Consider the following 19197-nt stretch of genomic DNA (forward strand, 5'->3'; position numbering starts at 1 on the left):
GCGACCTTTCGGGCAAAGGAAGCCGGGCGCAGGGCGGCCCGGTGCCGGGCGCGTCGAACGGGTGCGGCTTGCCGCCGGCACGACCGGCACGGCGCGCAGGGGTCGACCCGCTCCGGCGGCCTCCGCGACCTGTGTCCGGGGGACCCGCAACGGCCGGACCCTTTTCTCCGGCTGGCGGCCAACGGCCCGACCATGGCCCGACCGGGCGCGCCGTCCAAAGCGTCTCGCGGGCAGGTCCGGCAGCCGGGCGGCGGCGTTCGACGTGATCTTCGGGATCGCATCGGAAACCGGTTCAACCAAGCTGGAAGAGGCGAAGACAGCATGAACGGCAGCATCAGGATCATGATCGGCGCGGCGGCGCTCGGCGCCCTGGCGGGATGCGTCGAAACGGGTGGCAGCGGCGGCACCTCCGGCGGCGTGGTCGCGCCCGCCGGCATGGTCGACGAGTGCATACGGCAGGTCCGTGTCGGCCGGCCCGACGCCAGTATCACGACGCGCGACCCGATCCTCGCCGGCCCCGGCAATCGGGTCTTCGTCGGCATGACGGTCGACGGCATGAGCTGGGGATGCCGGATCGAGGATGACGGAAGCTACACCGCCTTCCCGACCTTCGCCAACTGAGGGCGCGGCTCGCCACGGGCTGCGACGGGGCGTTCGCGATCTGCGGGGCGGGGCTTCGGGACGATCCGGTTTCCGCCCGGTCCGCGTCCCGCGCGGTGTGCCGGCGGACGGCCGCCTTCGGCGCGCGGCCGGGCGCACGACGCCGGATGGCGTGCGCCCCGGGACGTGGACATGACCCGATGCGCGGAACCGACCGCCGGTGGCTGGCCCGGGGCGGTGTCGCTTTGGGGTGGCGCGGCCGGATCGGGCCGTTCGGGGTCGGGACGGCCAGAGACCTTCCGGCTCATGGAACGGGACTGCCCGCGCGGCCCCGGAGCGCGCGTCATCCTACAAGACGGTCGCCATGCGCGGGCGACGGAAGACGCGGCGCGGCCGGGCGCTCGGAAACGGCCGCATGACCGCCGCCCCGAGGAGCGCGCGCTTGGTCGCTGTCGCGCCGGATCGGCCTGTGCACGACCCGCTGCTGACCCGACAGCCGATCAGGCCCCCATCTCCTCGTCCATGTCGGCAAGCGGTTTCGCCGCCTCGCGCAAGGCCTCCATTGCCTTGGCGTAGGAGACCGGCTCGTCAACCGCCAGTCCCGCGGCCTCACGCATGGGCACGATCTGGTCCGCTTTCTCCGAGCCGTAGCTCAGCCAGAGCGCCTCGAAGTTCAGGGCCGGAACGCGCAAGGTGCGGATCTCGGCCTCCTTCTTCTCGTCGACGACGGCCAACGCCCGGGCCAGCGCCCTGCGGTAGGAGTCGAGATAGGCGGCCGAGGCCGACATCTGCAGCACGCGCGGTTCGTCGTCCTCGGAGAGGTCGAAGAACGCCTGGGGGCTGTCATTGCTGAGTTCGAAGACCCTGAGCGCCACCGCTTCGGGCGCCTTGCGGCTGCCCTTCTTTCCGACCAGCGCGTCGAGCCCCAGGGCATAGACGCGCTGCGCCCCGCCCAGCTCGGCCCCGTGCGCCTCGGCCGGCAGGTCGCCCGTGAAGGCCGGGTCCATCTTGGCGGCCAGCACCGGGCGCAGGTCCCAGATGCGCTGCAGCGCGAGTTCGGTCGGGTAGAGGATCCTGATCGGCAATTTGAAGTAACTCTTGGTGAAATAGGTGTGGGTCCACGTTCCGGAGCCCTGGTAGTTCGAGGCGAAATCCGCGACCGTGAGGTGGCTCTTGCCGTAGATCGGGTCGTCGATGTCGAGATACTCGGTCGTGCCGACCTTACCGTATCCGTAGATCACCATGAAGTGGCCGCCGCCCCCGTTCCAGCCGATGCGCGCGCCGACCGGCTTGCCGGCGTCGATCTCGGCCTTGATGGTGGCGAAGCTGGCCTGGCCGCTCATGTAGCTGACGAAGTTGTCGGTGCGGCTCAGCGCCCGGTCGAGATACCAGGGCACGTTGCACGGCGCCGGCACCGCCAGGTCGCAGCAATCGGTCCGGTCGAGTTCGGCGCCCGCCACCTTGCACTGGGTCCAGCTGCTGAACCGCCAGTAGAAATGCGAGACACTGGTGGCGGTTGCCGCCCAGCACCAGTTGGACTGGGTCTGAAGCTGCATGTCGAAATTCAACTGCTTGGACGAAAACCACACGAAGTCCCGCAGAATCGCGGCGTAAGGCCGGGACGTCGAAAGCACGTATTCCGAAAAGTTCATGGTCGCATCCTCCACAGGGCCGGGACGTTCCCGACCCTCTCCCTGCAGGCAGGATGACCCCCACCCCACGATCGTGGCAAGACCTTATCCGGGGCACGCGCCTTGGGACGGTCGGGGCGCGCGACGGGGCGGGTTGAGCGCCCCGCGCGCAATTTCGGGGCTCGGTGCGATGCCTGGCCGTGGATCGACCTGCATTCCTCGTGCTTCGGGTGGCGGTCGCGCCGGACCGTCAGAGCCGCTGGCCGCCCGCACGCAGCAGCTCGTCCATGCGGCGCTGCATGGTGTCGATCGCCCGCTCCAGATAGTCCGAGAAGGCCTGCGCGATCAGGGCCCGGGTCACGTAGCCCGGCGTCAGGATCGACACCCGGTTGCTGATGCGCGGGCTGAAACGGCGGATGACCAGGTCCGCGGACCGGGGCATCTGCACCACATGGCTGTAGGCGGTGATCATGTCGCAGATCATGTAGCAATAGCCCGAGGCCACGAATTGCAGACCGGGCAGCGAGGTGCGCAGTTCCAGCCGCTTGTTCAGGCGGCGCCCGGCCGAGCGGAACGCGGCCTCGGTCTGGACCGCGGTGGGATGCTCGTCGAAGAGGACGGCCATCGGCCGGCCGTCCAGCGTGTCGGGCGTGATGACCTCCGCCCGGGCGAGCGGGTCGTCCGCGCGCAGGACGCAGACGCATTCCAGGTCGAAATCCGTCTGGTCGATCGAGGCGCGCCGCCGGGGGGTCTCGGCGAAGCCGATATCGAATTGCTGGGAGGCCACGAGATCCTCGATCAGGTCCGAGGAGCGCATGTTGAACACGATGTCGACCTCGGACCGTCCCTCCAGGAATTCCGTCAGCAGCCGCGGCAGGAACAGCGACGAGGCCGCCGGGTGGCAGGCGATGCGCAGCTTGCCCCGCTCCAGCGCCCGGATATGGCCGAGCGTGAGCTTGGTGCGTTCGACCCGGGCAAGGATCGCCTCCGCCTCTTCCAGGAAGTAATGCGCCTCGGGCGTCGGGGTCAGCTTGCCCTGCTCGCGGATGAAGAGGGGAAAGCCCAGCTCCTGTTCCATCGTCGCGATCATCGTGCTGACGGCGGGCTGCGTGCGCCCGACGGTGCGGGCCGCCTGCGAGATCGAGCCGCTGCGCATGACCTCGCGGAAGGTGGCGATCTGTCGGAGCGAGAGGTTCATGCCGACCCATAAGGCGAATTGATGAAGTCAATCATATTTTCAAATTGATCTGATGGGGCCTGTCCAGTGAAATCTGTCGAAACCGGTGTCCGCCCGACATCGGGAGGGGGGCAAATGGACCGTTTCGCGAAATACCTGCTGACCGGGCTGATCGGCATCGTCGCGCTGGGGCAGTTCGTCCAGGTCATCACGCGCTATGTGCTGCAAGTGCCGGTGATGGGGCTGGAGGAGACGATGCTCTACCCCACGCTGTGGCTCTACATGCTGGGCGCGGTGAACGCGTCGCGCGAGAATACCCATATCCGCGCCAACGTCCTCGAGATCGTCCTCAAGACCCCGCGGCAGCACACCATCCTGGCCATCGTGGGCGAGATCATCAGCCTGATCGTCGGCCTGTGGCTCTTGAGCTGGGCGTGGGAGTACACGCGCTATGCCTGGCGCGTCTGGAAGGAAAGCCCGACCCTCTACATCCCGACCTTCTACTCGGACGTGGCGCTGGTGGTCGGCATCACCCTGATGATGATCTACACCGCCTGGCACCTCTGGGGCCATGTACGCAGCCTGTCGCGCGGAGCCGTCCAATGATCGAGATCGCGCTTCTGTCCATCGGCATCCTGGTGCTGACGCTCACCCTCGGGGTGCCGCTGCCCTACTGTTTCGGCGCGGCGCTGATGGTGATGTATTTCATCGGCGACGTGACGATGAAGGGCATGATGCTGTGGGGGTTCCAGCAGCTGGGCAACCCGGTGCTCCTGGCCATCCCGCTCTTCGTGCTGGCCGGCACGATCATGTCGGAATCCGGCATCGCCGCCTCGCTGTTACGCTTCGTCAATGCCTTCGTGGGCCATGTGCGCGGGGGCCTGGGCGTGGTGGCGGCCGTGTCCTGCGCGGTGATCGGCGCGATCTCGGGGTCCGGTCTGACGGGCATCGCCGCGATCGGCCCGCTCCTGATCCCCGAGATGGAAAAGCGCGGCTATCCCCGCGAATACGCCACCGCGCTGATCGCCAATTCCTCGATCCTGGGCCTCTTGATCCCGCCCTCGGTGACGATGATCGTCTATGGCTGGGTCACCGACACGTCGATCCTCGCCTGTTTCCTGGCGACGCTGGGGCCGGGGTTGCTGATCATGTTCAACTTCTCGGTCGTGAACCTGTGGATGAGCCGCAAGTTCCACCTGCATCTCGACGAGAAGCCCAGCTTCAAGGACCTGTCGGGCGAGGTCGCGCGGCGCGGCTTCAACGCGACGCCGGCGCTGCTGATGCCGATCATGATCCTCGGCGGCATCTATGGCGGGGTGATGACCCCGACCGAGGCCGCGGCGCTGGCCGTGATCTACGCCATTCCGGTGGGCTTCTTCATCTACAAGGGCCTGCGCTGGGAAAACTTCCTGTCCGCCGGCAAGGAGGCCGCGACCGCCGTGGGCGCGATCATGTTCATGATCCTGTTCTCGATGATCCTCGGCCAGATGTTCGTCTACGAGAGCATCCCGCAGCAGCTGGTCAGCTCGATCTTCGAGATCACCGAGAACAAGGTGCTGCTGCTGATCATGATCAACATCCTGCTGTTCCTGGTCGGCATGGTGGTCAACGACGTGACCGCGATCATCCTGATCGCGCCGCTGCTGCTGCCCTTGATGAACGCCATCGGGGTCAGCCCGGTGCAGTTCGCCGCGATCATGGGGGTGAACACGGCGATGGGCGGCGTGACCCCGCCCTATGCCTCGATCCTCTATCTCGGCGCGCGGATCGGCAACGTGAAGGTCACCAAGGTGATCCCGCCCGCGATGGTGCTGATCGTGACCTGCTACGTGCCGGTGGTGTTCCTGACCTCGCTCTGGCCCGACCTCTCGCTCTTCCTGCCGCGCGTATTCGGCTACTGACCCAAACCAACAGAGGAGACAGACCCATGACGAAATTCCCGACCGGCACGGCGGCCATCGCGCTGATGGCGCTCACGGGGGCGGCGAGCGCCGCCGACCTCAAGATGAGCCACGTGCGCCCGCAGGACGCCACCATCGACACGGAGTTGCGCGCCTTTGCCGAGGACGTGTCCGAGGCCACCGGCGGTGACGTGAACATCGAGATCTTCCCCGCCTCCGCGCTGGGCGACTACACCACCGTGCAGGAACGCATCAGCGTGGGCGCCATCGACATGGCCACCCAGCCCGCCGCCACCGCCGCCGACCGGCGGATGCAGATCAGCTCGTTCCCCTATCTCGCCAACGGCTGGGACGAGGCGCGCGCGATCTACGGCCCCGAGGGTCCGGTGCGCGAGGTCATGGCCGAGCTTTACGCCGCGCAGGACATCAGCATGCTGGCGGCCTACCCGGTCTATTTCGGCGGCATCTCGCTGAACACCGACCCGGTGAATCCCGGCGACCCCTCTGAATCGAACGGCATCAAGGTGCGCGTGCCCGGCATCAAGAGCTTCCAGCTGACCGGGCAGGCGCTCGGCTACATCCCCTCGCCGATCCCGTTCTCCGAGGCGTTCACCGCGATCCAGACCGGCGTCGTGGACGGCGTGATCGGGTCCGGCGCGGAAGGCTACTACGCGTCGTTCCGCGACGTGACCAAGGCCTACATCCCCGCCAACACCCATTTCGAGGTGTGGTACATGATCATCTCGAACGAGTCGCTGTCCGGGATGGACGCCGAGGACCAGGAGGCGCTGAAGACGGCCGCCGCCGAGTTCGAGGCCCAGCGCTGGACCGTGGCCGAGGAAGACCAGGGCAAGTGGGAACAGCGGCTGGCCGACGACCTGGGCGCCACCGTGGTCGAGCTGAGCGACGAGCAACTCGCCGCCATGGCCGCCAAGGTCCGCGAGGACGTCTGGCCCGAGGTGCTGCAGGACGTGGGCGCCGAGTGGGGCCAGGGCATCCTCGACCAGATCGGCAAGTAACGTGTGAACGCCTGGCGGGCGGCCCCTCGGGTCTGCCCGCCGACGCCCCTGTCGCGAAGGAACCTCTCGGATGGACGCGGACTATGCCATCATCGGCGGCGGTGTCGTCGGGCTCTCGGTGGCGTGGGGGCTGTTGAAACGCGGCCGGCGCGTGATCGTGATCGACGGCGATGACGGGTCGTTCCGCGCCAGCCGCGGCAATTTCGGGCTGGTCTGGGTGCAATCCAAGGGCATGACCCAGCCGCGCTACGCGCAATGGAGCCAGCACTCCGCCGCGATCTGGGCCGAGTTCGCCGCGGAACTGGGCGACACCACCGGGCGGGCCGTGCCCCTGGAACAGAAGGGCGGCTACGACCTGCATTTCTCCGAAGAGACCTTGCAGGCCACCGTCGAGAAATACGAGGCGCTCAAGGCGAAACTCGGCGGCGACTACCCGTTCGAGGTGCTGGGCCACAACGCGCTCCGCAAGGAGGAGCCCCATATCGGCCCCAGGGTCGTCGGCGCGATCCTGCATCACCAGGACGGGCATGCGAACCCCTTGCAATTGCTCCGGGCGCTGGCCGATGATGTGCGCCGGATGGGCGGTCGGGTGCTGAACGGCAAGACCGTCAGCGAGGTCGACAAACCCGACGGGTTCCGCATCCGCTGCAGCGACGGCACCACCGTCACGGCCGGAAAACTGGTCCTCTCCGCAGGGCTCGGGGCCGCCACGCTGGGCCCGAAACTGGGCTTCCGGGCGCCGGTGCGGCCCCAGCGCGGGCAGGTTCTCATCACCGAGAAGATGCCGAAGATGATCAACCGCCCCTCGCTGATCGCGCGGCAGGTGGACGAGGGCGGCATCCAGATCGGCGCGACCAACGAAGAGGTCGGCCATGACGACCGGGTGACCCAACCCGGCCTGTCCGGCCTCGCCGCCGAGGCCATCGCCGCCTATCCCGTTCTGGCCCGGGCGCAACTGGTGCGCAGCTGGGGGGCGCTGCGGGTTCTGTCGCCCGACGGGCTGCCGATCTATCAGGAAAGCCGCGAGATGCCCGGCGCCTATCTGGTGACGTGCCACAGCGGCATCACGCTGGCCGCGGTGCATGGCCGGCTCCTGCCCGATTGGCTGGAGGGCACCGCCGCCGCCCCGGATCTGGAGGTATTCAGTGAAGACCGCTTCGCCGTTCCTGGAGCTTGAAGAGGCACGCCGCGTGCCGGTGCGTTTCGACGGCACGGTGCTGGACCTGCCCGAGGGCGCGAACCTGGCCGCCGCCCTGCTGGCCGCGGGGGTCCGGGTGTTCCGGCACAGCCCGGTTTCGGGCGCCCCGCGCGCGCCCTTCTGCATGATGGGGGCCTGTTTCGACTGTCTCGTGGAGATCGACGGCGTGGTGCGGCAGGCCTGCATGGTCGAGGTGACCGAGGGCCTGCAGATTTCCCGCCCGCACGAAGGGGGCCTGCCGGATGGGGCATAGCGATCTGATCGTCGTCGGGGCCGGACCGGCGGGCATGGCGGCCGCCGCAACGGCCGCCGAACACGGGCTGAGCGTGACGGTGCTGGACGAACAACCGCGCCCCGGCGGGCAGATCTACCGCGACGTGGACCGTGCCGCGCCCCTCCGCGGCGCGCTTCTGGGCGCGGATTACGGCCATGGGGCGACCCTCACCGCCGGGCTGCGGCACGCGCGTGTCACCCACCTGGCCGGCGCGGTCGTCTGGGCCATCGAGGACGGGTTCCGCGTGAGTTTCACGCGGGACGGCCGCGGCGCGCAGGTGTCGGGGACGCGGCTCCTGCTGGCCACCGGCGCGCTGGAACGGCCCATGCCGCTGCCGGGCTGGACCCTGCCCGGCGTGATGACCGCCGGCGCCGCGCAGATCCTGCTCAAGCAGTCGGGGGTGCTCGCGCAGCGCGCGGTGCTGGTCGGCACCGGGCCCCTGCTCTACCTGATCGCGGCGCAGATGGTGCGGGCGGGCACGCCGCCGCTGGCGCTGGTCGAGACGCAGGGCCGCGGCGATCTTGCCGCGGCGATGCGGCATGTCGGGGGTGCACTGCGGGGCTGGCCCTACCTGGCGAAAGGGCTGGGGCTTCTGTCGGAACTCAAGCGGGCGCGCGTGCCGCGGTTCACCGGCGCGACCGGGATCGCCGTGGAAGGCGACACCAGGGCCGAGGCCGTCAGCTTTCGCAGCGGCGGCAAGGCGCACCGGATCGCCTGCGACACGGTTCTGATGCATCACGGGGTGGTGCCGAACACGCAGGCGGCCCGGTCGCTGGGGGTCGCCCATCGCTGGGACGCGGTGCAGCAGTGCTTTTCGCCGGTGCTCGACCGATGGGGGGCGAGCGATGTCGCCGGGGTATTGATCGCCGGGGACGGCGCGGGGATCGGCGGGGCGCAGGCCGCCGAACTCGCCGGGCGCCTGGCCGCGCTCCGGGCGGCGTCGGACCTGGGGATGCTCTCGGCCGGTGATCTGGAGGCGGTGGCCGGACCGCTGCTGCGCAGGCAAGCCAGGGAGTTGGCTGCCCGCCCCTTCCTCGACACCGCCTATCCGCCCTGTGCCGAGGCGTTGGCCCCGGCGGATGCCACCATCGTCTGCCGCTGCGAGGAGGTGACGGCGGGCCAGGTCCGCGGTTACGCGAAACTCGGCTGCCGGGGACCGAACCAGGCCAAGGCGTTCGGCCGGCCCGGCATGGGCCCGTGCCAGGGCCGATATTGCGGCCTGACGGTCACCGCCCTTCTGGCCGAGGCGACCGGGCAGACGCCCGACGAGACCGGCTATTTCCGCATCCGCCCGCCCCTGAAGCCCGTGACGCTGGGCGAATTGGCGGCGATGCAGGACACCCGACAGGACGCTGCAGAATAAGGGAAAGACATGATCGAACGACTGGAAACCGGCACGCGGATGAGCAAGATCGTCAAGCACAACGGCGTGGCCTACCTGTGCGGGCAGGTCGGGGAGGGCGCCACGGTGGCCGAGCAGACGCGCGATTGCCTGGCCCGCGTGGACGCGCTGCTGGACCGGGCCGGCTCGTCCCGCGACCGGATCCTGCAGGCGATCGTCTGGCTGTCGGACATGGCGGATTTCGCCGAGATGAATGCCGTCTGGGATGCCTGGGTGCCCGAGGGGCACGCCCCGGCGCGCGCCTGCGGCGAGGCGAAACTGGCCCGACCGGAGCTCCGGGTCGAAATCATCGTGACCGCGGCCTGCTAGCCCCGTCCGCCGCCGTGTCTTCCGGTCCTTCCGTCCATGATGATGCGGGAGGCTGGCCCTACTGTCCGTCCCGATTTCCCTTGACGGCCCTCCGCCCTCCCTTCGCGCGCGCCTCGGTGGTGGCGAAGTGGCACAGCCGGTGAGCGCAGGCGAAGCATGGTCCCACCGGAACAACGGGTCGGACCATGCGGACGGGAGGTCTGTCCCCCGCGTCTCGACCATCGAGACGTTTGCTTCGCGGTCCAGCCTGTTCGATGGGGCCGTCTTGCCGTCCGCATCCGCGCGGCGGTCGGCGACGGCCACGTCGAGGCGGCTCTAACCACACAGGCTCTTGTACGGAGAGCTGAGCACGTGCCGCCTGTGCCGGGCGCCCATGTCGTGATGCCCTTGGCCGGGTTTCACCGGGCAAAATGCGGGATCGAACGCGCTGAGGGCCGCGGCGAGGGCCGTGCAACGACACGCAGGCTTCGGAGATTTCCTGCTGCGGCCAGACCGGACATCGCGCGGCGGCGCGGCTCAATCTCCACGGCCGGGCTTGATCGGGGGCGCGGTGTGGTCCTACCCTCGCACGAGGTCGATGAGGGAGGACGTCGTGCGCGACATCGACCACGTGACGGAAATCGACCGCGTGCTGAAGGGCATCGCGACGGGACGGGACGACGTGGTCGCCGCCTCCTGGCGGCGCTGCGTCGAATCCTATGGCATGGATCCAACCCGCGTCGAGGCGGCCCATATCGTGACCGAGGCCCAACTGCGCGAGCATCGCGAGCAGGCCGAGCGGCTCATCGCCATTGCGCGATCCGGCCTGCAGGCGCTGTTCCGGCAGGTGGCCGGGCAGAACTACGTCCTGCTGCTGGCGGATTCCAAGGGCGTGACGGTCGACTTCTTCGGCGATCCCCGCTTCGAGGACGACTTGCGCGACGCGGGGCTGTATCTCGGCTCGGACTGGTCGGAGGACCTTGCGGGCACCTGCGGCGTGGGGTCGTGCATCGTCACCGGAGAGGCTGTCACCATCCACCAGTCCGACCATTTCGGGCTGGCGCACACGCCGCTGTCCTGCACCGCCGCACCGATCTACGACACGGGCGGATCGCTGGCCGCGGTGCTCGACATCTCGCTCTTGCGCTCACCCACGCCGAAGGCCAGCCAGAACCTCGCGATGAATCTGGTGCGCGCCTCGGCCCGGCGCGTCGAGATGGCCAACCTCATGGCGATGACGCGGCGCGACTGGGTGCTGCGGTTTTCCGCCAGCCCCGAGTTCCTGGAGGTCGACCCGGAGGCGGCCGTGGCGCTGGACGGCTCGGGCCGGATCATCGGGCTGACCGGCGCGGCGCGCAGCCTGCTGGGCGCGGCCGGGGGCGACCGGCCGTTGATCGGGCAGCGGATCGACGCGCTGATGGACCTGTCGGTCGACGATCTGCCCGACCTGATGCGCGGCCGCCCGGCCGAGGACCGGGTGCTGCGGCTGAAGGACGGGCGCGGGCTCTTCGGCCATGCGATCGCGCCGCAGACCGCGCACGGCCTCGCGCGCCGGCACGCCAATGACCTGCCCGGCGCGTTGTCGAGCTTTGCCGGCCCCGACCCGGCGCTGCAGCGCCTGCTGGCCGAGGCCGCGCGGCTGGCCCGCACCGGCATTCCGCTGGTCATCGCCGGCGAGACCGGGACCGGCAAGGAACGGCTGGCGCGTGCGCTCCATGTCTGCGGCCCCGGCGAACGCCCGTTCCGGCACGTCGTCTGCGCGGGCCTGGGGTCCGCCGGGGTGGAGGCCGCGCTCGGCGACCTCGGCGACGCGCCCGCGACGCTGTTCCTCGACGGCCCCGAGGACCTGGGCCCCGGGGCGCAGGCGGCGCTGCTGTCGGTCCTGTCGCGGGCGCCGCGGCTGCGGGCGATCTCGGCCAGCCGGGGCGACCTGGCCGAAGCCTGCCGGGAGGGCCGGTTCCGCCGCGACCTGTTCTTCCGGCTGGCCGGGCTCACGCTCGCCGTGCCGCCGCTGCGCCACCGGCAGGATTTCGACTGGCTGCTGGACCGGCTGCTGACCCGGCGCAAGGCGGGCGACCGGCAGCTTTCCCCGGCCGCGCGCGCGGAACTCAAGGCGCGGGCCTGGCCCGGCAACATCCGCGAGCTGGAAAACGCGCTCGACGTCGCGGTGGCGCTGGCCGAGGGGCCCGTCATCGACACCGCCGACCTGCCGCCGCCGGCCTGCGCCCAAGCGGCGGAGCCCGATCCGTCCGACGACCTGGAGACGCTGCTCGCGGCCTGCGACTGGAACATGGCGCGCGTCGCGCGGCGGCTGGGCGTGAACCGCTCGACCGTGATGCGCCGGGTCCGGAAAAGCGGGCTGGTGCCTCCCGCCTGAGCGTTGCGGGCGGGCGTTGCGCGGCGTTGCGCGCGCAACGGCGCCGAGGGCGTTCACCAGGAAGTGCGGCACTCTGCCGCAATTTCTCTGGCGTTTGTGACGCCTTTTGCGACAGCCTGTCCGGCGAGACATCGCGAAAGGGAGGAAACGCATGCTCGACACGACCATAGCCGATACCACGCGGGAGGCGCTCTCGGCGTTCGGCGACGCGCTGGAACAGGGCGATCTCGACCGCGCGGTCGAGATGTTCTCCGAGGACTGCTACTGGCGCGATCTCGTCACGTTCACCTGGAACATCAAGACGGTGGAGGGCAAGGAGCAGGTGCGCGACATGCTGGAGCACCAGCTTGCCACGACGAAGCCGCGCAACTGGGGCCTGGCCGAGCACGAGATCCCCACCGAGGAGGACGGCGTCACCACCGCCTGGATCGTCTTCGAGACCGATCTTGCGCGCGGCTACGGGCTGATCCGGCTGAAGGACGGCAGGATCTGGACCCTGCTGACGACGATGGTGGAACTCAAGGGCCATGAGGAGCCCAAGGGATTCGCCCGGCCGCTGGGCGCCAAGCACGGCGCCGGGAAGAACCGCACCACCTGGAAGGAGGAGCGCGAGGCCGAGGAGCGCGAGCTGGGCTACGAGACGCAGCCCTATGTCCTGATCGTCGGCGGCGGGCAGGGCGGAATCGCGTTGGGCGCGCGGCTGCGGCAACTGGGCGTGCCGACGATCATCGTCGAGAAGAACGACCGCCCCGGCGACAGCTGGCGCAACCGCTACAAGTCGCTCTGCCTGCACGACCCGGTCTGGTACGACCACCTGCCCTACATCAAGTTCCCGGAGACCTGGCCCGTCTTCAGCCCCAAGGACAAGATCGGCGACTGGCTGGAGATGTATACCAAGGTGATGGAGTTGAACTACTGGACCCGCACCACCTGCAAGGAGGCCAGCTACGACGAGGCCGCGGGGGCGTGGACAGTCAAGGTGGACCGCGACGGCGAAGAGGTCGTGCTGAAGCCGAAGCAACTGGTGCTGGCCACCGGCATGTCGGGCAAGCCGAACGTGCCCGAGTTTCCCGGCATGGAGAAATTCCGGGGCGACCAGCACCATTCCTCGCAGCACCCCGGCCCTGACGCCTACAAGGGCAAGAAATGCGTGATCGTCGGGTCCAACAACTCGGCCCATGACATCGCCGCGGCCCTGTGGGAACACGACGCCGACGTGACCATGGTACAGCGGTCGAGCACGCATATCGTGCGCTCGGACACCCTGATGGATATCGGCCTGGGCGGGCTTTATTCCGAAGAGGCGGTGCAGAACGGCATGACCACCGAAAAGGCCGACCTGATCTTCGCCTCGCTGCCCTACCGGATCATGCACGAGTTCCAGATCCCGCTCTACGAACAGATGAAGGAGCGCGACAAGGCGTTCTACGACGGGCTGGAAAAGGCCGGGTTCTGGCTCGACTGGGGCGCCGACGGCTCGGGTCTATTCATGAAGTACCTGCGCCGCGGCTCGGGCTACTACATCGATATCGGCGCGAGCCAGCTGATCATCGACGGCGAGGTCAAGCTGGCCCACGGCCAGGTGTCCGAGATCGTGGAGGACGGGCTGATCCTCGATGACGGCACCAGGCTGGAGGCCGATCTGATCGTCTATGCCACGGGCTATGGCTCGATGAACGGCTGGGCGGCGGACCTGATCGGCCAGGACGTGGCCGACAAGGTCGGCAAGTGCTGGGGGCTCGGCTCCGACACGCCGAAGGATCCCGGCCCCTGGGAGGGCGAGCAGCGCAACATGTGGAAGCCCACGCAGCAGGAAGGGCTGTGGTTCCACGGCGGCAACCTGCACCAGTCGCGCCACTACTCGCAGTTCCTCGCGCTGCAACTGAAGGCCCGGATGGAGAACCTCCCGGTTTCCGTCTACGGTCTCCAGGAGGTCCACCACCTCGGATGACGCGCGCGCGGCCGGGATCGGCCTCGCACCGATCCCGGCCAACCCACGGAAAAGGAGAAAGACATGAACGACAAGACCATGCGCGCGGCCGTCTGGCACAAGGCGCGCGATCTTCGCGTGGAGGACGTTCCGGTTCCCGACATCACCGATCCGCATGCCGTGCGCGTCAAGGTCGCCGCCTGCGGCATCTGCGGCAGCGACCTGCACGAATACGCGGCCGGCCCGATCTTCATCCCGGTGGATACGCCGCACCCGATCAGCGGGGACCGGGCGCCGATCGTCATGGGGCACGAATTCGCCGGCGAGGTCGTCGCGGTCGGCGACAAGGTGACCCGCGTCAAGCCCGGCGACCGGGTGGCCATCGAACCGATCCTGTCGCCCAACCGCGACGGCGCCTATCTGATGGAACGCTACAACCTCAGCCCGCTTCTGGGGTTCCACGGCCTGTCGGGCGGCGGCGGCGGGTTTTCCCAGTTCACCGTGGTGGGCGAACACATGCTGCACCCGATGCCGGACGACCTGTCATGGGAACAGGGCGCATTGGTGGAGCCGGCCGCCGTTGCCCTTCACGCGGTGCGTCAGAGCAGCCTGAAGGCCGGCGACAGCGCCGCCGTCTTCGGCGCCGGTCCGATCGGGCTGATGGTGATCGAGGCGCTCAAGGCTGCCGGTGCCGCCAGCATCCATGCGGTCGAGGTCTCGGATGTCCGCCGCCAGAAGGCCGAGGACCTCGGCGCGACCGTCCACAACCCGGCCGATGGCGATGTCGTCGAGTCGATCCATGACGCCTCGGCGGGCGGGGTCGACGTCGCCTTCGAGGTCACCGGCGTCCCCTCGGTGCTGGCGCAGAGCATCGATGCGACCCATCCGGGCGGCGAGGCCGTCATCGTCAGCATCTGGGAGAGCAACGCGTCCTTCCAGCCCAACACGCTGGTGATCAAGGAGCGCACGATGCGCGGCATCATCGCGTATCGCCATGTCTATCCTGCGGTCATGGCCCTGATGCAGAAGGGGTATTTCAGGGCCGAGGATCTCGTGACCGACCGGATCGCCCTGGACGACGTGGCCGAAAAGGGGTTCGAGAAACTGCTGAACGACAAGTCGCAGATCAAGATCATGGTGACGCCGCCGGGCTGAAACGGGCGGCGCGCCTTGCGGCGCCCCCCGCACCTGGGGCAGCTTCGGGATGCGATGCCCCATGGCCCTGCCGGGGCATGACGAGCGATCAAGAGAGGATAGCATGAACACAAGGGACTGGAGCGCGGCCTTCGATGCCGTACTGGACGGCGTGACCACGGGCGACACGGCGGCGCGCGTGCCCGGCGTGGTGGCGTTGGTCACCGACCGCGAGGCCAACGTCTACGAGGGTGCGACGGGCGTCCGCGATCTGGGCACCGGGGCCCCGATGACCACCGACACCGTCTTCGCGATCTTCTCGACCACCAAGGCGGTCGGCGGCACGGCGGTGATGCAATGCGTGGAGGAAGGGCTCCTGGATCTGGACGCGCCCGCCAGGGACTACGCGCCCGAGATCGGCGAGCTTCGGGTGCTGGACGGTTTCGACGACGCCGGCAACCCGAAGCTGCGGGCGCCGAAATCCGACATCACCACGCGCCAGCTGATGCTGCACACGGCCGGCTTCGGCTACGACTTCTTCAACGAGAACTACCTGAAGATGGCAGAGGCGCATGGCCAGCCCTCGGTCGTCACCGGCACGAAGGCCGCCCTGACCACGCCGCTGCTGTTCGATCCGGGCGAGAAATGGGAATACGGCAGCAATATCGACTGGGCCGGACAGGTGGTCGAGGCGATCCGGGGCAAGCGCCTGTCAGAGGTACTGGCCGAGCGTGTCTTCGCGCCGCTCGGCATCACCGACATGGCCTTCACCCGCAGCGACGACATGAAGGCGCGGACGGCCAGCATCCACGCCCGCGGCGCCGACGGCTCGCTGACGCCGATGGACTTCGCCCTGCCCGACGACCCCGAGGTCGATATGGCCGGGCACGGGCTTTACGCCTCGGTCGGCGAATACATGAAGTTCATCCGCATGTGGCTGAACGACGGGATGGGGCCGAACGGCCGCGTGCTGAAACCCGAAACCGTCGAACAGGCGGTTCGGAACGGGCTCCAGCCGCACCAGAAGGTGGTGATGCTGCCGGGCGTGATCCCGTCGCTGTCGAACGACGCCGAGTTCTTTCCGGGGCTGGAGAAGGGCTGGTCCTACACCTTCATGGTCAATGACGAGAAGGCCCCGACCGGGCGGCCCGCCGGCGCCATCGGCTGGGCGGGGCTGGCCAACCTGTTCTACTGGATCGACCGCGAGAACGGATTCGGGGGCTTCTGGGCGACCCAGATCCTGCCCTTCGGCGACCCGGTCTCCTTCGGCGGATATCTCGACTTCGAGACGGCGTTCTACCGGACCCTTCACAAGTCGCGCGCGGCGTGAGGCATCACGCCCGCCGCCGGGAAACCTGAAAAAGACGGCGGCGCGGCGTGCCGACGTCGGGTGCCGTCCGGTCGAACCCGGCGGGGCGCAACAGGCTTTCGACGAAGGCTGTTGCGCCCGGCGCCCCGGGGCTGCGCGGATGACCGTCTCGGCCGCCCCTCGATCTGGTCGACTGCGTCTGCCGCACCGTGACGCGCGCCCTGCTTCGGCTGGCGCCGTGTCGTCTTGTTCGACCTCGCCCCCTTGGTGCGCGCCCCCCCGGCGTTGATCCTTGTCAATGCATCGGTGAACGCGACGGGAAACCCTGCAAGGCGGTTGTCCATCTGCATTTCGAGAGGAGGGGGTGATATGCGGAGACTTGGTCAGGCCATCTTCGGGGCGATGTCGCTGGCCGCGACCTCGGCGATGGGGGCGACGTTGTCGGGCTTCGGCACGGCCAGCGTGGACGGGGTGATCGCCCCCGGCGAGTGGAACCCGGCCGGGTCGGTGAACTTCCTGGTGAACACGCCCGGCGGCGGCACCGCGGCGGCCACCCTGTGGGCGATGAACGACCGGGTGAACCTGTATCTGGGCGTCGAGATCGCGGGCACCTATGACCTGCCCGACGTGAATTTCGAATTCGACGTGGACGGCGACGCGACGACCAGCGACGGCGACGACGCGGTGGTGGTGAACACGACGGTCGGCTATCGCGATTCCGTGCGGACGAGCGATCCCGCCGTCTGCCCGGTGCCCGGGCCTTGCGGCGTGCCCGATCCCCTTGTCGGCGGGGTGGTGAACGGGACGGCGGCGATTGACGAAACGCTGCTCTCCACGGTGTTCGAGGTGGTCAAGCCGCTCGACTCCGGCGACCCCAACGATTTCGCGCTGACGACCGGAGACACGATCGGGCTCTATACCTTCGTGCGGCTCATCGATACGGGCGTCGGGCAGGCCGATACCCGCAGGTTCTACCCCACCGACAGCATCGCCATCGCACCGGTTCCCGGCCCCGCATCGCTGGGATTGCTGGGCAGTGCGATTGGGCTTGGATTGATCGTTGGAGGTTTCAGGCGGCGCGGCACCCCGTCCCTCCCCTCGTAGGGGCCGAACCGCGCGGCTTGGGTTCTGTATGGCCAAGCCGCGGGAGAAGACGGCATGTCGGTCTGCAGGTGCCATCTGCTGACCGATTGGCCGGCGAGGTCGCATTCCGCCAAACCGCAGAAACGCGCGATGCGCGACCGTGAGCCACGGCCAAGGCGTTCGCGTCGCGTTGTTTTACCTGCTTGGCGCTGCCGCCGCGGCAGTGAAGCGCGGATTTCGACCATTGCCCTCGTGGGGACGGCCCCTTGCGCGAGGCTGCGTTTCCCGCGACCCGGCGGCGAAAGCCGGCCTGCACCGAGGGTTCAGGAACGCCGCTGTCACGAACGCCAGGACATCGTGACGCAGGAGAAGGCGGCCTGGAAGATGATGCCGGGCGATCGGCGCGGCTCCGGGCGCGCGGCTTGTCGATCCGCGAAGCGATGACGGGCCCGCTTTGGGGCCCGTCGCTCGGTTCGGAACAATGCCTTCAGCCCTCGGCGAAACGGCGTGCGGATGGCAACCACCGCATCAGAAGATAGTAGGAGAGGCCCGCGGGGATCAGGCTCGCATACCAGGACACCCCCGAGAAGGTCAGCGCCGAGACCACCCCGATCACCGTGGCGATCAGCGCGGCGGGGTTCACCCCGGCATAGGGGCCGGTCTCGTCATAGAGCTTGTCGAGGTCCAGCGTCCGGCGCCGCAGCACGTAATAGTCGACCACGAGGATCGCGAAGATCGGGCCCAGGAACGCGCTGTAGGTCTGGATGAACAGGTTGAGCCCGGCGGCGGATTCGTCCTTCACCAGTTCCCAGGGGAAGGTCGCGAAGGCCAGGAGGCCGACCAGCACGGCGGAGGTCTTGAAGCTCAGCTTGAACACGTCCATCAGCGCGTAGGCGGGCGGGATCACGTTGTTCAGCACGTTCGTCGTGACCTGCGCGAAGGCGATGAAGAGAAGCGTCGTGACCAGCAGGAACTTGTTGTCGACGGCGCTGGAGAACACCTTGATCGGATCGACCTGGCCGGTCGCGCCCGACACCATCAGCCCGATCAGCCCCATGAACAGCGTCGCGGGCAGGATCGAGTTGGCGTAGATCGCCACCTGCCGGACCGGGCCGACGCCGTGGCGCAGCTCGCGCGAGTAGTCGGACACATTCAGCATCATCGTGGAATAGATGCCGAGAAACAGCATCGTCGCGCCCCAGAACGGTGCGCCCCAGGTGCCCTCGACATTGACGAGGTTGGTCGCGATGGCGTCGCCATACTTGTTGATGACGCTGAAGAACATGTAGACGAGCGAGCCGATGATGAACACGGACCCGATGTTCTCCAGCCACTTGATGCCGCGGAAGCCCAGCACCGAGAGCAGGATCTGCAGGAACTGGAAGCCGACGAAGAAGGCCCAGAGGTTGGAATAGCCGAACAGCGTCTCCGACACGAGGTTCAGCGCGCCCGCGCCGATCCAGCTCTGGAAGCCGAACCAGACGATCGCGGGCACCGAGCGCACCAGCGCCGGCAGCCGCGCGCCGGCGAAACCGAAGGCCGACCGCGCCTGTACCATGAAGGGGATGCCGTACTTGTGCCCGGCCTGCCCGTTGATCATCAGCGCGACGCCGATCACCATGCAGCCGATGGCGATGGCCAGGAAGGTCTGCAACAGGTTCAGCGTGCCCACCAGGCCCGAACCCACGGTGAAGGTGCCGATCGACACGCAGCCGCCGAGCCAGGCGAAGAGGTAGGACCAGGACCCCATGATCCGGGTTTCCTGGGGGGCGAGCGATTCCTCGCCCAGGCCCTTGCGGTCGATGATCTCGGGGACGTGGCTGGCGCCGTCGGGCGCCGCCGCAGCGGTCTGGGTCAGCGTCATGGTGTCCTCC

16 protein-coding genes are annotated in these 19197 nt (G+C 68.5%); 13 read left to right on the forward strand and 3 right to left on the reverse strand.

Features of this window, described 5'->3' with window-relative positions; all coding sequences use genetic code 11:
* Positions 1-321: 321 nt before the first annotated feature.
* The gene (locus tag BUR28_RS10555) at positions 322-621 is read left to right on the forward strand and encodes a hypothetical protein (RefSeq protein WP_074220084.1); all 300 of its coding nucleotides are present in this window, start codon (positions 322-324) and stop codon (positions 619-621) included.
* Positions 622-1100: 479 nt separating this feature from the next.
* On the opposite strand, the gene BUR28_RS10560 is transcribed toward BUR28_RS10555, so the two are convergent.
* Complete coding sequence (locus BUR28_RS10560; protein WP_074220085.1) at positions 1101-2252, reverse strand: papain-like cysteine protease family protein; 1152 nt, start codon at positions 2250-2252, stop codon at positions 1101-1103.
* Between the two features lie 229 nt (positions 2253-2481).
* Complete coding sequence (locus BUR28_RS10565; protein WP_074220086.1) at positions 2482-3429, reverse strand: LysR family transcriptional regulator; 948 nt, start codon at positions 3427-3429, stop codon at positions 2482-2484.
* A 114-nt stretch (positions 3430-3543) separates the two neighbouring features.
* Here BUR28_RS10565 and BUR28_RS10570 point away from each other — a divergent pair, with 114 nt between their 5' ends.
* The 12 genes from BUR28_RS10570 (at position 3544) to BUR28_RS10625 (ending at position 17344) form a co-directional block, all read left to right on the forward strand.
* Entirely contained in the window at positions 3544-4014 is a 471-nt protein-coding gene (locus BUR28_RS10570) for a TRAP transporter small permease (RefSeq protein WP_074220087.1), read from the forward strand.
* Complete coding sequence (locus BUR28_RS10575) at positions 4011-5309, forward strand: TRAP transporter large permease (RefSeq protein WP_074220088.1); 1299 nt, start codon at positions 4011-4013, stop codon at positions 5307-5309. Before BUR28_RS10570 ends, BUR28_RS10575 begins: the two co-directional genes overlap by 4 nt.
* Before the next feature lie 26 nt (positions 5310-5335).
* Entirely contained in the window at positions 5336-6328 is a 993-nt protein-coding gene (gene dctP, locus BUR28_RS10580; RefSeq protein ID WP_074220089.1) for a TRAP transporter substrate-binding protein DctP, read from the forward strand.
* A gap of 70 nt (positions 6329-6398) precedes the next feature.
* The gene (locus BUR28_RS10585) at positions 6399-7505 is read left to right on the forward strand and encodes an NAD(P)/FAD-dependent oxidoreductase (protein WP_074220090.1); all 1107 of its coding nucleotides are present in this window, start codon (positions 6399-6401) and stop codon (positions 7503-7505) included.
* The gene (locus BUR28_RS10590; protein ID WP_074220091.1) at positions 7474-7779 is read left to right on the forward strand and encodes a (2Fe-2S)-binding protein; all 306 of its coding nucleotides are present in this window, start codon (positions 7474-7476) and stop codon (positions 7777-7779) included. Before BUR28_RS10585 ends, BUR28_RS10590 begins: the two co-directional genes overlap by 32 nt.
* On the forward strand, positions 7769-9163 hold the full coding sequence (locus BUR28_RS10595) for an FAD/NAD(P)-dependent oxidoreductase (protein ID WP_074220092.1): 1395 nt from the start codon (positions 7769-7771) through the stop codon (positions 9161-9163). The genes BUR28_RS10590 and BUR28_RS10595 overlap by 11 nt, the downstream gene beginning before the upstream one ends.
* Positions 9164-9172: 9 nt before the next feature.
* Complete coding sequence (locus tag BUR28_RS10600) at positions 9173-9511, forward strand: RidA family protein (RefSeq protein WP_074220093.1); 339 nt, start codon at positions 9173-9175, stop codon at positions 9509-9511.
* Positions 9512-10088: 577 nt separating this feature from the next.
* Positions 10089-11867, forward strand: a complete 1779-nt coding sequence (locus BUR28_RS10605; protein WP_074220094.1) for a sigma-54-dependent Fis family transcriptional regulator — start codon at positions 10089-10091, stop codon at positions 11865-11867.
* Between the two features lie 151 nt (positions 11868-12018).
* The gene (locus BUR28_RS10610; protein WP_074220095.1) at positions 12019-13818 is read left to right on the forward strand and encodes an NAD(P)/FAD-dependent oxidoreductase; all 1800 of its coding nucleotides are present in this window, start codon (positions 12019-12021) and stop codon (positions 13816-13818) included.
* Between the two features lie 63 nt (positions 13819-13881).
* Complete coding sequence (locus tag BUR28_RS10615) at positions 13882-14952, forward strand: 2,3-butanediol dehydrogenase (protein ID WP_305793696.1); 1071 nt, start codon at positions 13882-13884, stop codon at positions 14950-14952.
* A 103-nt stretch (positions 14953-15055) separates the two neighbouring features.
* The gene (locus BUR28_RS10620; protein ID WP_074220096.1) at positions 15056-16261 is read left to right on the forward strand and encodes a methyl acetate hydrolase AcmB; all 1206 of its coding nucleotides are present in this window, start codon (positions 15056-15058) and stop codon (positions 16259-16261) included.
* Positions 16262-16609: 348 nt separating this feature from the next.
* Positions 16610-17344 carry a hypothetical protein gene (locus BUR28_RS10625; RefSeq protein WP_074220097.1) on the forward strand — a complete coding sequence of 245 codons (735 nt, stop codon included), beginning with the start codon at positions 16610-16612 and terminating at the stop codon, positions 17342-17344.
* Between the two features lie 466 nt (positions 17345-17810).
* Here BUR28_RS10625 and BUR28_RS10630 read toward each other — a convergent pair whose 3' ends face one another.
* Entirely contained in the window at positions 17811-19187 is a 1377-nt protein-coding gene (locus BUR28_RS10630) for an NCS1 family transporter (RefSeq protein ID WP_074220098.1), read from the reverse strand.
* Between the last annotated feature and the right edge of the window lie 10 nt (positions 19188-19197).

This window comes from Rhodovulum sp. ES.010, from assembly GCF_900142935.1.
In the GTDB taxonomy this organism is placed as follows: domain Bacteria; phylum Pseudomonadota; class Alphaproteobacteria; order Rhodobacterales; family Rhodobacteraceae; genus Rhodovulum.

Bases quoted from the DNA above. Each gene is read 5' to 3' on its own strand.
- BUR28_RS10555 (WP_074220084.1), top strand. From the start codon at position 322: ATGAACGGCAGCATCAGGATCATGATCGGCGCGGCGGCGCTCGGCGCC.
- BUR28_RS10560 (WP_074220085.1), bottom strand. From the start codon at position 2,252: ATGAACTTTTCGGAATACGTGCTTTCGACGTCCCGGCCTTACGCCGCG.
- BUR28_RS10565 (WP_074220086.1), bottom strand. From the start codon at position 3,429: ATGAACCTCTCGCTCCGACAGATCGCCACCTTCCGCGAGGTCATGCGC.
- BUR28_RS10570 (WP_074220087.1), top strand. From the start codon at position 3,544: ATGGACCGTTTCGCGAAATACCTGCTGACCGGGCTGATCGGCATCGTC.
- BUR28_RS10575 (WP_074220088.1), top strand. From the start codon at position 4,011: ATGATCGAGATCGCGCTTCTGTCCATCGGCATCCTGGTGCTGACGCTC.
- dctP (WP_074220089.1), top strand. From the start codon at position 5,336: ATGACGAAATTCCCGACCGGCACGGCGGCCATCGCGCTGATGGCGCTC.
- BUR28_RS10585 (WP_074220090.1), top strand. From the start codon at position 6,399: ATGGACGCGGACTATGCCATCATCGGCGGCGGTGTCGTCGGGCTCTCG.
- BUR28_RS10595 (WP_074220092.1), top strand. From the start codon at position 7,769: ATGGGGCATAGCGATCTGATCGTCGTCGGGGCCGGACCGGCGGGCATG.
- BUR28_RS10600 (WP_074220093.1), top strand. From the start codon at position 9,173: ATGATCGAACGACTGGAAACCGGCACGCGGATGAGCAAGATCGTCAAG.
- BUR28_RS10605 (WP_074220094.1), top strand. From the start codon at position 10,089: ATGAGGGAGGACGTCGTGCGCGACATCGACCACGTGACGGAAATCGAC.
- BUR28_RS10610 (WP_074220095.1), top strand. From the start codon at position 12,019: ATGCTCGACACGACCATAGCCGATACCACGCGGGAGGCGCTCTCGGCG.
- BUR28_RS10615 (WP_305793696.1), top strand. From the start codon at position 13,882: ATGAACGACAAGACCATGCGCGCGGCCGTCTGGCACAAGGCGCGCGAT.
- BUR28_RS10620 (WP_074220096.1), top strand. From the start codon at position 15,056: ATGAACACAAGGGACTGGAGCGCGGCCTTCGATGCCGTACTGGACGGC.
- BUR28_RS10625 (WP_074220097.1), top strand. From the start codon at position 16,610: ATGCGGAGACTTGGTCAGGCCATCTTCGGGGCGATGTCGCTGGCCGCG.
- BUR28_RS10630 (WP_074220098.1), bottom strand. From the start codon at position 19,187: ATGACGCTGACCCAGACCGCTGCGGCGGCGCCCGACGGCGCCAGCCAC.